The organism is Blastomonas sp. (assembly GCF_030373265.1).
Lineage (GTDB): Bacteria > Pseudomonadota > Alphaproteobacteria > Sphingomonadales > Sphingomonadaceae > Blastomonas.
The window spans coordinates 1-10,140 of the sequence record NZ_JAUCZC010000047.1 but is presented as its reverse complement, the minus strand read 5'-3'; the positions used below and the strand labels follow the sequence as shown (position 1 = coordinate 10,140).

Here is a 10,140-nt window from a genome sequence, read left to right as displayed (position 1 = left end):
TGGAAGGATGGTAGCCTGCGCAGGCGCGCTTCGAGGAATCGGTTTTGGCCTGGGCTTCGCCTGACCACCAGATGATTCCCTCGCGTCCCATGAACCACTGGCACCTCCGCCACCGAAGGAACCACCGCCCCCAACCGGTCGGCGCGGAGGATGGCCCGGAACATCGACCCGGAGCGGTGGCCTGCGACGCGGCGGGTTTGCCGGTCGTGCCGCACGCCCCTGCTCGCCCGACCCATAATGCCGCCCGGTGCCGGCAAAGGTGAAGCGACCGTTGTCGGGATCGTGCCAAGGATTGTACTTGCGCTCGATTGCACCGGCGGGCGTCCGATCAGGCCAGCGCCCCGTTCGCAACCAAGTCGCAAAACCATTGCGTCTGTCATCGGACGAACCCTGCATATTGCCGCTCCAACAAGGAAGATCGGCAAGAACATATCAGCAACATTTTCCAACAAGTCAATAATGAAGCTGGAATTCCAAACCACGTGCAACCCGGCCTTGGGTGTTCAGATTCTTGTAATGCCCCAAACTTGAGCGGGTCTTGCTACGAATGGTGGCCGGGCAACTGCATCAACGATCTGCTCCATTTCGGACGCATTTGCGCGCTTGAGGCTCCACCTCATGTCGTGTCCGCGTTATGCTCCCCCAATAGCGCAATGCTGCGGCGGAGCGCGGGGGCGACAGAATGGGGCATTTCAAAATCGCTTTGGCGCTGGCGGGTCTGGCCGGGCTGATGATGGCCCCGCTTCTCGGCACAATGGCGTCACAGGAGGCAGGGATGACGGCGTTTAAGCAGGAGGACCCTGAGGCGCTGGATTTTTCAGATGTGATAACGCCTGTCGAAGCCCGCAAGCTGGTCGAGCAGGGCGTGCTTGTGCGGGCCCGGCTGTTTCCTGCACGGTCTGGCAAGCCGGATGACCCTGATGATATCGGCTATCTGCCGCCGCATGTGCTGGAGGCGAAAGACTATATCGAAGACCAGCTTAAGGAGCTGACCATAAAGATGGACCATGAAAAGCTGCGGATAGAGGCGGAATATGAAGATGAGAGCCTCGTTCCCTCCCGCATCGTCTATATGCGCTACGGCCGGGGCCCGGGAATGGGCAACATGGCGTTTATCCTCGAAATCTGGTGACCGGCCGACCGTGTCTGCGCGATCATCCGGCTCAGCTCCGGATCGACGCGTTGATCCGTTTCTACCGACGTGCGCCGCTAGCGCCGCCTCCAGCCTGGCGCCACAGGCTGCGACCGGCAGCCGGTTCGGTCAACCGGGAGGGCGCGGCGCCTTGCGCCTGCGGCTCGCACGGAGCAGCTCGATCATCTCATCGATGCAATCGCGACCCTTGAGGCCGTCCTCGGTCTTGTCCTCGGGGTCCGCCTCGAAATGCGCGCGCATCTTGTCCGACAGCGCGATAAGCTGCGCGTAAGTCTCCTCGCCGATCTGGCGGCGGATGGACTTCAATCCCTCATTGAGCTGGAAGAAGTTGGTGTCGATATTCTCCTCCAATGCCCAAGGTAGCCTGGATTTGAACTTGGGTGAGGACAGCATCATCGATCCTAGTTGATCCACTACATCCCCTCGGCTTTGAGGAATGTAGATTTTATCGTAATCGATTTTTGAGTTTGGCATCTTATTTACCCGGCTTTCTGATGGCGTAGGTGCTTTTCGGCCCGAGCTTACTCGGGCGCACGATCACTGCAGACTCCGGTCCAAAATCGGAGCTGAAAAATCCTCGGATCTGAGGCTTTCACTGCAATTTTCGTTCCATGGTAGTATCATACGCCATCCTGCCGACCCGCACATCTGGAATGCGGTAAGTTCGGTCCGATCCGGATGTATTATATTCGCGTCCTCCAACCCTGACCGGCTTTCCTACTCCCTGTTCTACGCCATATTGGACGAACAGTCCTTTCATATCCCTCCTGACAGACCGATCGATATAATTGCCGATGGCTTCGTTACGCGACAGGCGCGGCGTCAGGCGTCCAGCCTCGAATAGAGCCTGCCCTTCTTCATAGGCGCGGTCCGTACTCGACTGCATCTGCCGCAGAACTTCCACCTGCAGCGGCTTCACATCTCCCCGTTTGTTGTAAAACGCTGCCGCGCGGTGCATCCTCAGCGTCTCAATCTGGTTGATCTGCCCCTCAAACGTCGTCGGCGACCCTAGACTGTCGAACTGGAACTCCGGGTCCACCTTCCTGATCTGCTGGATCAGGCTTTTGACCTCCGCGGTTGCCAGTTCCGCGGTCAGCCGGTTGGCCGGTCCCGTGATGCCGAGCGCGTAATCGGCCAGCCCGATGATCGAACTCCCGGGCGCGGTGCTCAAGCCCGGGAAGGCCTGCTCGAGCGTCATCGGGTCGTACGGCCTCGGTCCGCGATTGCCGCCGATCCGCGCCCGCGGGTTCGGCCTGTATTGCGCGAGCGTCAGCGTAGTGTTGCCGCCTGGCAGCATGGTTTGCGACGAATTGCTGTCGCTGGTAGCGGTCTGGCGCGAAGTGCCCGATCGACTTCCGCCCGGCGCGAAGGTGAACTGGCCGTTTTCCGGGTCGTGATAGGGGTTGAACTTGCGCTCGAGCCGGGGAGATGCTCCGCCCGACTGAGTGCGTTTGCCTGTCCTTAGATACAGCTCAAATGCCTGTCGCTGGTAGGACTTGTAGGCAATTCTCGGCTCGGGGTTGGGCATGTGATGCTCCTCAATTCAGAGGAGAACATTTCCTACATTTCAAGCATTGATTGCTGCGGACTTTCCACCCGTACGCCGAAAGGGAGAGGTTCGCTCGCACCCCTCACCCCACCACGAAATCGCCCTCGTCCTCGCCGTCCCAATACGCCACCCGCGTCGCGCGGACGTGGAGCATGACCAGGCCTTCGGTGTCGATGCCCTGCTCGAACCAGCGCTCGAGGTCCTTGCTCCAGTGCTTGGCCAACTCGGCCTTGTCACGGACGATGTCGGCACTGCCTTCGACCGCGATGAAGATGCCCGGCGCGCCGAGCAGCGACTTCTTGCCCTGCAGCGACAGGCCGACCTTGGGGTCGCGCTTGATATCGTCGACCATGCGGCAGTCTTCCCAGGTGAAATAATAGCTGTCGCCGTCGTAATCGACCTCGCGGTTGTTGCTCATCGGCCGCGCGCCGATCGCGCCGCCTTGCGCATGGGTGTTGAGCATCACGAAATCGATGTCTTTCATGGCCTTGGCGATGTTTGCAAGCTGCTGCTGCGGATTGGTATCGGTCATCGGAGCGTCTCCTCGCGCGAGCATTTCCAAGCATGCGCGCGAGAGCATGGATGGTTCCCCGGCCACGCCGCGTGCGTCGTGACGCGCTTGGGAATGCGTGCACCGGCGCGGACTGGTCCATTTCGGTCGCGTTTGCCGGCCCGGCACTGCCCTCAGGGCAACGGCGGCGTTATGCATAAGACGGCAGCGTCATGCTGCGGCAAGGCGCGGGGGCGGTGTGATGCGGAATATCGGGGCAGGTGTGCTCAAAGCCGGGGTGGCGGCGGCTTTATGCGTCCTGGCGACCAGCCCGCATGCGCGGGCGGCGCCCCGCGAGGGAGCACAGGCGATGGATATGGACTTTTCCAAGGTCACCAGCCGCGCAAAGGCGCAAGCTCTGGTCGCGCGCGGCGAGCTGGTGAAGATCCGTTTCGTCCCCGAACGGTTCGGCGGCCCCGGCGATCGGGAGAACACCGGCTATGTCCCCCCTGACGCGCTTTTCGCGCTCGATTTTGCGCATGACCGGATCAGCGGGCTGATCGAGATCGAAGGCGCCATCAGCCTTGTCGTCGACCTCGATTATCGCGGCAAAAGCATCGTGCCTTCGCGGATCGTCTATATCGCCAAGGACAAGAGCGAAGGCTCGATCGAACTGGTGGTGGATATCTGGTAGCGGCCGGCCGCCGGGTTGCCCGAGTCGCCCTGCGCTCAGTCGGCCCCTGCCCGCTATAGGCGAGAGCGCTGGGAGCCAGGCGCCACGCTGCCTCTTCGCAACGCCGCCCCGCGCGCCGGATCACAGATAATATTTGATCTTCACCCGCTGGCTGGTGCCTGCGCCCTGCGCCACGAACACCACCTGGGAGAAACGCGGCGGTCCGAAGCTGAAGCTGGGGTTGCGCGAAAAGCCGATGCCTTCCTTGGGGATGCCGGCAAAGGTATCGAGCTTGTTGTTGCCGTTTTCATCGTGCACGATCGCGAGCGCATACTGGCCGACGGGCAGATTTTCAAACCGGGCGACCGCGTCCTTGGCGCGCACGGTCATCCGACGGGCGGCAGGATCATCCTCGCAACCCGGAAAGCTGCGTTCGTTGGCGGTGAGGCACAATTGCAGCAGCCCCTTGGTCGAACGCAGATGGTCGACCGAGATATCGATATCGCTCAACGGCGCAGCGCCTGGCAGCGCCAACAGCGCGACCAGAGCGAGCGCCAAAGTCTTGCGCATTGCCACCATATCAACTCCCAGAATGTGCCGAGCGGACAGCGTCTGACGCCGAACCCGCCTGCACGCGTTGCGATCCCGTTGCAGAGAACTCCCCCAGCCCCTTGTCCGTCCCGCATAGCCTGTCCCAGAAACGGAAATAAAGCCCGTAATTGCAGGTGTAGCGCGCATGATGGTGCTGATGATGGCTGGCCGTTATCACGCCTTTGCCCAACACACCATGAACAAGCCAACGCGGGAACAACTCCCACCCCATGTGATTGGTCACGCCCATCAGCGTCATGGTGGCCAGCACCAGCCCCAGCATCGCCGCGTGGATGGGGATCACGAACACCAGCACCGGGATCACAATCGCGCCGGTCAGCGCCTCGATCGGATGGAAGCTCATCGCCGCCCAGGCGGTGGGCGGGCGGCTGTCGTGGTGGACCGCATGCGCGATGCGGAACCATTTGGGCTGGTGCATCCAGCGGTGGGTCCAATAGAACCAGGTATCGTGCGCGAACAGAAACGCGAACACCGATACCGGCAGATACCATAGCGGATAGGCAGTCCAGTCGGTATAGACCTGGGTCCAGCCATGGTTCTGCCAGCCCCAGGCGACCACGCCGGTGGGGATGCCGTAAATCGCGGCGCTGTACAGCGACCAGCGGATCTCACGGCCGATCTGCGGCTTCATGCCCTTATACAGCCCCGGCCGCACCTTGTCGGTGATCCAGGCGAACATCCCGCTGGTCAGCAGATAGCGCACGCCGACGATCAGCGTCATGGCCAGGGCCGACAGGGCGATATGCGAGGAGCCGAGCATGGCCCTGCTGTAGCGTTCTTATGCTGCGGTGCAAAGCGGTCGCTGCACCCTTCCCCTGCGCTGCTGGCTGCGCTAGGGCGGAGGGGACATGAAATCTCCGCGCAATCTCTCCAGCAAAACCCTTAAATGCGATGTTGCGATCCTAGGCGGCGGGCTCGCCGGCGGACTGATCGCGCTGGCGCTGCGCCGCAAGCGGCCCGAGCTTGAAGTGCTGGTGATCGAGGAGAGCGGGTCGCTCGGCGGCAACCATATCTGGTCGTTCTTCGGCCCCGATGTCGCGGACAAGCACCGTTGGCTGGTCGCGCCCTTGGTCTGCCATGGCTGGCGCGGGTATGACGTCAAGTTTCCCGGGCACGAACGCGCGCTCGAAGAGAGCTATTACTCGATCCTGTCCGACCGGTTCGACGAGTATCTGCGCGAAACCCTGCCCGCGCACCACATCGTCACCGGGGTGCGTGCGCTGGCGGCAAGCCAGACCAATGTGGTGCTGGAAAACGGCGCGCGGATCGAGGCAGGCGGCGTGATCGATGCGCGCGGCGGCGGCAATGTCCGCCACCTGCGCTGCGGCTGGCAGAAGTTCATGGGGCAGATGCTGCACCTGTCCGAACCGCATGGCCTCACCCGGCCGATCGTGATGGATGCGACGGTCGAGCAGATGGACGGCTATCGTTTCGTCTATTGCCTGCCGATCAGCCCGATGGAGATCTTCGTCGAGGACACCTATTACAGCGACACCTCGGAGCTCGACACCCAGGCGCTGGCGGGCCGGATCAGCGCTTATGCCGATGCCAAGGGCTGGCAGGTCGAGCGAGTCAGCCGCACCGAAACCGGCGCGCTGCCTGTGGTCTATGGCGGCGATTTCGGCGGATACTGGCAGTCGACCGGCGGCGATGTCGCCAAGGCAGGCACGCGCGCGGCATTGTTCCACGGCCTCACCGGCTATTCGCTGCCCGATGCGGTGCGCCTCGCCGCGCATATCGCCGAGATGCCCGACCTGTCGGGCGCAGCGCTCGCCGAGATGAGCCGCAAGACCAGCCTCGATCATTGGGAGGCCGACGGCTTCTACCGGATGCTCACCAAGATGCTGTTCAAGGCCGCAGGACCCGACGAGCGCTACAAGGTGCTCGAACGCTTCTACACCCTGCCCGATGGCCTCATCGCGCGGTTCTATTCGGGCAAATCGACCTTTTTCGACAAGGTCCGCGTCCTGGCTGGCCGCCCGCCGCTGCCGATCTGGCGCGCGATCCGGGGGTTGTTGAGCTAGGCATGCGGGATACCGGGCACACGCCCCACCCCCAAGCGCCTCAACTCTGCGTACGAACGCGGTCTGCCAGCTTTGCCAGCAGATTCTGGTTGTAAGCCTTGGGCTTGAGTCGACGACAATCCTTGAGGAATTCGGTATTTCCCGCCTGCGCAAACGCCTCCGCTTCGTCCTCCGACTTCGAATGGTCTAGCAGGAAAGCGCGAATTCGCGAGATCAGACTGTCGGACGGAAGCCGTTTCACCGTGATGGAACACGACGAAATTTCCTTTGGATAGACGTTGTGCTTCCACAGGAAGTCCCCCGCCCCGATCTCGTGTTGAAGGCTCTCCAGAGTCATCTTCTTATCGGGTGCGACGATCACGCCGGTGTCGTAATCGATCCGATATTCGTCGCGCATCTTCCGGATGAAAACCCAGCAAAACGGCGTCATGGTCGCGAACGGGCCTGCAATGATGTGCTCTCCGTCCAACTCGAAGTGAGTCAGACCGACGTCAATTCCGGCAATCGCCTGACAAATTGATTTGCGATCTGATCTGGCTGACAGAGGCTTTCTCCTTGCGGCGGGTTAGGTGCAGCCCGCGTGCCTATCACCCTTGGCACATCGCAGCCATGGGGTCTTTGCCTGGATAGCAGCTTAATTCGCGGCTGCCATCGCTAGCCTTGCCCCGAGGATAAAGGCGATGCGCCTGAGCGGGCCCTATCCGATCGTGCCGATCACATCGCCGATCTTGTAGGCTTCGCCCTCTTCACCGGTGACGCGCAACACGCCTGTGTCCTGCGCCTCGATCTCGGTGGTGCTCTTGTCGGTCTCGACGGTATAGAGCACATCGCCCTTTTCCACGGTCTCGCCATCACCGAACATCCATTCGACCAGCGTGACCTCGGTGACGCTCATGCCCAATTTGGGGATCTTGATCTCGGCCGGCATTATCGCTTCCATTCCATTGTCGTACGGATCGCGTCTGCGATCTCGTCCTTGCTCGGGATCCACGCCTGTTCGAGCACGCTCGCCATCGGCACCGCGGAGAACGCGCCGCCGATGCGCTGCACCGGGGCCTTCAATTCGTTGAACAGGGCCTCGTGCAGCCGCGAGGCGATCTCGGCGCCGGTGCCATAGCTCCGCACCGCCTCGTGCAGCACCACCGCGCGGCCGGTCTTGCGGACAGAAGCGGTGACGGTCGCCTCGTCATAGGGCGCGATCGTACGCAGATCGATGACCTCGACCGACACGCCCTCTCCGGCCAGCGTTTCAGCAACTTCCAGCGCATCGAGCACGGTGCGGCCATAGGTGATCAGCGTGACGTCGCTGCCTTCGCGCGCGACCGCCGCCTTGCCCAGAGGCACGCGGTAATCGACGCCGGGGTCCTCGGACTTGAGGCCGTAGCACAGGATGTTTTCGATAAAGATCACCGGGTCGTTGCACTCGATCGCGCTGCGCATCAGCCCCTTGGCATCGGCGGCGTTCGAGGGCGTGACGATCTTCAAGCCCGGCACATGCGCGAACCAGGCTTCGAGCATGTCCGAATGCTGGCCGCCAAAGCCGACGCCAACCCCGGTGGTGGTGCGGATGACCATCGGCACGTTGGTCTGCCCGCCGCTCATGAAGCGCAGCTTGGCGGCATGGTTGACGATCTGGTCCATCGCCACGGTGACGAAGTTCATCAGCATGATCTCGGCGATCGGGCGCATGCCTGCCAGCGCCGCGCCGACGCACGCCCCCATGATCGCCTGCTCCGAAATCGGCGTCGCGCGGATGCGGTGGTCGCCATATTTTTCGCTGAGGCCGGACGACACCTTGAACACGCCGCCGCCCTGTTTGGCGCCGACATCCTCGCCGAGCAGGATGACGCCCTCGTCGGCGGCCATCGCCTCGTCGAGCGCGGCGTTCAAGGCCTGCACCATGGTGATCTGCTTGGGCTTCTTGGCCTTGGACGCCGAAGCTTCGAGTGTTTCGGTGTCGCTCATGCGGCGATCTCCTCTTCGAATACATCCTTGCGGATTTCGTCGGCATCCGGGAACGGGCTGTCGAACGCGAACGCGACCGCAGCGTCGAGCTCCGCCGCGAGCTTCGCCACAATCGCATCGAGCTCAGCCTGCGGAAACTGGTGCTCGAGCATCAGCGCATTGAGCTTGGGCAGCGGGTCTTGCGCCTTCATTTCCTCGATATGCTCGGGCGGCATGTACGAGAAATCCGCGCCGAAGAAGTGGCCCATCATGCGGTAGCACATCGCCTCGATCAGCGTCGGTCCCTCGCCTGCGCGCGCGCGATCCACCGCGTCCTTGGCTGCCGCATACATCGCGACGGCATCGTTGCCGTCGACCTTGACGCCCCTCATCCCATAGGCGGCGGCGCGGGTGACGATCGAGTCGACCTTGGTGTGGTCGGCAAAGGCGGTGTGCTCGCCATAATGGTTGTTCTGGCACAGGAAGATCACCGGCAGCTTGTAGAGCTGCGCCATGTTCAGCGCCTCGTGGAACGCGCCGATGTTGGTCGCGCCATCGCCGAAGCAGGTGACGGTGACCTTGCCGTCCTTCTTGTTCTGGCTGGACAGCGCCAGGCCGTTGGCGATCGGCAGGCCCGATCCGACCACGCCTGTCGTGACCATCACCCCGGTTGCCGGATGGGTGATGTGCATCGACCCGCCCTTGCCCTTGCAGGTGCCGGTGGCGCGGCCTGCGATCTCGGCGATCAGCAAGTCGAGCGGAACGCCCTTGGCGATCTGGTCATGCTGGCCGCGATAGGTGGTGACGAGGTAATCGTCCTGGTTGAGCGCGGCCATCATCGCCGATGTCACCAGCTCCTGCCCGCGCATCGTGTAATAGATGGTGGCGAGCTTGCCGCTCATCAGCAGCGAGCGCATCTTTTCGTCGAACCCCGCCACCTTCATCGTGCGGGTGTAGATATCGAGCAGCTTTTCCCGATCGATGGTCATGGTCAGGTGATCCCCGTCTTGGCGTTCATGCTGGCAGCGGCGCTGGGCCGGGCGGCGACGCGGCCTGACCAGTCATTGAGGTTGGCAAGGTTTTCGGGCATCGGCTGGCCCACCTGCTTGCCGAATTCGGTGAGGCAATAGAGCATGATGTCCGCGAGCGTGAACCGGTCGCCGGCCAGCCAGGTCTTGCCGGCGAGCAGCGCATCGAACGCGGCGAGGCCATCGCGCGCGCAGGCCTTGAGGCCATCGGCGGCATCGGGCAGGCAGCGCACCCGGTTCTGGAACATCGGCAGCCCTTCGGCGCCGCGAAAGCCCATCGTCATCGGCGCGACGACATCATAATCGAGCCTGCGCACCAGCATGGCGGTGACCGCGCGTTCTTCTGCGGTGCTGCCGATCAGCGCCGGTTCGGGGAACTTGTCCTCGATATAGGCGCAGATTGCGGTGCTTTCCGACAGATAGGTCCCGTCATCCATTTCCAGCAAAGGCACCTGGCCGAACGGGTTGAGCTTCAGGAACTCCGGCGCGCGATTGTCGCCCGCCATGATGTCGACAAAGGTGCGGTCGATGGTCGCGCCCTTCTCTTCAAGAAACATCAGCACGACGCGCGGATTGGGGCCAATCGATTGATAGAGCTTCATGGATCTGTGTCTCCGGATCAGAACTGGACGCGCTGGGTGAAGCCGCCATCGATGACGACATTCGC

General features: G+C 62.4%; 13 protein-coding genes. 3 read left to right on the top strand and 10 right to left on the bottom strand.

Annotation, left to right across the window (positions count from 1 at the left end):
* Positions 1-682 precede the first annotated feature (682 nt).
* Entirely contained in the window at positions 683-1,132 is a 450-nt protein-coding gene (locus QUV11_RS16800; RefSeq protein ID WP_300884119.1) for a hypothetical protein, read from the top strand.
* Positions 1,133-1,261: 129 nt separating this feature from the next.
* Here the strand turns inward: QUV11_RS16800 and QUV11_RS16795 are convergent, their stop codons facing one another.
* The 3 genes from QUV11_RS16795 to QUV11_RS16785 form a co-directional block, all read right to left on the bottom strand.
* A complete protein-coding gene (locus QUV11_RS16795; protein ID WP_300884117.1) occupies positions 1,262-1,504 on the bottom strand; it encodes a hypothetical protein in 243 nt (80 codons plus the stop codon).
* A gap of 241 nt (positions 1,505-1,745) precedes the next feature.
* A complete protein-coding gene (locus QUV11_RS16790) occupies positions 1,746-2,681 on the bottom strand; it encodes a hypothetical protein (RefSeq protein ID WP_300884116.1) in 936 nt (311 codons plus the stop codon).
* Positions 2,682-2,784: 103 nt separating this feature from the next.
* Positions 2,785-3,234 carry a pyridoxamine 5'-phosphate oxidase family protein gene (locus QUV11_RS16785; RefSeq protein ID WP_300884113.1) on the bottom strand — a complete coding sequence of 150 codons (450 nt, stop codon included), beginning with the start codon at positions 3,232-3,234 and terminating at the stop codon, positions 2,785-2,787.
* A 334-nt stretch (positions 3,235-3,568) separates the two neighbouring features.
* Between QUV11_RS16785 and QUV11_RS16780 the strand changes: the two genes are divergently transcribed.
* Complete coding sequence (locus QUV11_RS16780; RefSeq protein ID WP_300884111.1) at positions 3,569-3,886, top strand: hypothetical protein; 318 nt, start codon at positions 3,569-3,571, stop codon at positions 3,884-3,886.
* 120 nt (positions 3,887-4,006) lie between these two features.
* Here QUV11_RS16780 and QUV11_RS16775 read toward each other — a convergent pair whose 3' ends face one another.
* Positions 4,007-4,435, bottom strand: coding sequence for a DUF2141 domain-containing protein (locus tag QUV11_RS16775; RefSeq protein WP_300884109.1), 429 nt, complete (start codon positions 4,433-4,435; stop codon positions 4,007-4,009).
* A 10-nt stretch (positions 4,436-4,445) separates the two neighbouring features.
* On the bottom strand, positions 4,446-5,237 hold the full coding sequence (locus tag QUV11_RS16770) for a sterol desaturase family protein (RefSeq protein WP_300884108.1): 792 nt from the start codon (positions 5,235-5,237) through the stop codon (positions 4,446-4,448).
* 88 nt (positions 5,238-5,325) lie between these two features.
* On the opposite strand from QUV11_RS16770, the gene crtY reads away from it, so the two are divergent.
* Positions 5,326-6,501 carry a lycopene beta-cyclase CrtY gene (gene crtY / locus QUV11_RS16765; RefSeq protein WP_300884106.1) on the top strand — a complete coding sequence of 392 codons (1,176 nt, stop codon included), beginning with the start codon at positions 5,326-5,328 and terminating at the stop codon, positions 6,499-6,501.
* Positions 6,502-6,541: 40 nt separating this feature from the next.
* Here crtY and QUV11_RS16760 read toward each other — a convergent pair whose 3' ends face one another.
* From QUV11_RS16760 to QUV11_RS16740, 5 genes are all read right to left on the bottom strand, one after another.
* Positions 6,542-6,898: a hypothetical protein gene (locus QUV11_RS16760; RefSeq protein WP_300884104.1), complete on the bottom strand. Its 357-nt coding sequence runs from the start codon at positions 6,896-6,898 to the stop codon at positions 6,542-6,544.
* Between the two features lie 300 nt (positions 6,899-7,198).
* Positions 7,199-7,429, bottom strand: a complete 231-nt coding sequence (locus QUV11_RS16755) for a biotin/lipoyl-containing protein (RefSeq protein ID WP_300884102.1) — start codon at positions 7,427-7,429, stop codon at positions 7,199-7,201.
* Positions 7,429-8,466 carry an alpha-ketoacid dehydrogenase subunit beta gene (locus QUV11_RS16750; RefSeq protein WP_300884101.1) on the bottom strand — a complete coding sequence of 346 codons (1,038 nt, stop codon included), beginning with the start codon at positions 8,464-8,466 and terminating at the stop codon, positions 7,429-7,431. Before QUV11_RS16750 ends, QUV11_RS16755 begins: the two co-directional genes overlap by 1 nt.
* Positions 8,463-9,434 (bottom strand): thiamine pyrophosphate-dependent dehydrogenase E1 component subunit alpha, encoded by a 972-nt coding sequence (locus QUV11_RS16745; protein ID WP_300884100.1) that lies wholly within the window; start codon positions 9,432-9,434, stop codon positions 8,463-8,465. The genes QUV11_RS16750 and QUV11_RS16745 overlap by 4 nt, the downstream gene beginning before the upstream one ends.
* Positions 9,435-9,436: 2 nt before the next feature.
* Complete coding sequence (locus tag QUV11_RS16740; RefSeq protein WP_300884098.1) at positions 9,437-10,075, bottom strand: glutathione S-transferase family protein; 639 nt, start codon at positions 10,073-10,075, stop codon at positions 9,437-9,439.
* Between the last annotated feature and the right edge of the window lie 65 nt (positions 10,076-10,140).

Bases quoted from the DNA above. Each gene is read 5' to 3' on its own strand.
- QUV11_RS16800 (WP_300884119.1), top strand. From the start codon at position 683: ATGGGGCATTTCAAAATCGCTTTGGCGCTGGCGGGTCTGGCCGGGCTG.
- QUV11_RS16790 (WP_300884116.1), bottom strand. From the start codon at position 2,681: ATGCCCAACCCCGAGCCGAGAATTGCCTACAAGTCCTACCAGCGACAG.
- QUV11_RS16785 (WP_300884113.1), bottom strand. From the start codon at position 3,234: ATGACCGATACCAATCCGCAGCAGCAGCTTGCAAACATCGCCAAGGCC.
- QUV11_RS16780 (WP_300884111.1), top strand. From the start codon at position 3,569: ATGGACTTTTCCAAGGTCACCAGCCGCGCAAAGGCGCAAGCTCTGGTC.
- QUV11_RS16775 (WP_300884109.1), bottom strand. From the start codon at position 4,435: ATGCGCAAGACTTTGGCGCTCGCTCTGGTCGCGCTGTTGGCGCTGCCA.
- QUV11_RS16770 (WP_300884108.1), bottom strand. From the start codon at position 5,237: ATGCTCGGCTCCTCGCATATCGCCCTGTCGGCCCTGGCCATGACGCTG.
- crtY (WP_300884106.1), top strand. From the start codon at position 5,326: ATGAAATCTCCGCGCAATCTCTCCAGCAAAACCCTTAAATGCGATGTT.
- QUV11_RS16760 (WP_300884104.1), bottom strand. From the start codon at position 6,898: ATGCGCGACGAATATCGGATCGATTACGACACCGGCGTGATCGTCGCA.
- QUV11_RS16755 (WP_300884102.1), bottom strand. From the start codon at position 7,429: ATGCCGGCCGAGATCAAGATCCCCAAATTGGGCATGAGCGTCACCGAG.
- QUV11_RS16750 (WP_300884101.1), bottom strand. From the start codon at position 8,466: ATGAGCGACACCGAAACACTCGAAGCTTCGGCGTCCAAGGCCAAGAAG.
- QUV11_RS16745 (WP_300884100.1), bottom strand. From the start codon at position 9,434: ATGACCATCGATCGGGAAAAGCTGCTCGATATCTACACCCGCACGATG.
- QUV11_RS16740 (WP_300884098.1), bottom strand. From the start codon at position 10,075: ATGAAGCTCTATCAATCGATTGGCCCCAATCCGCGCGTCGTGCTGATG.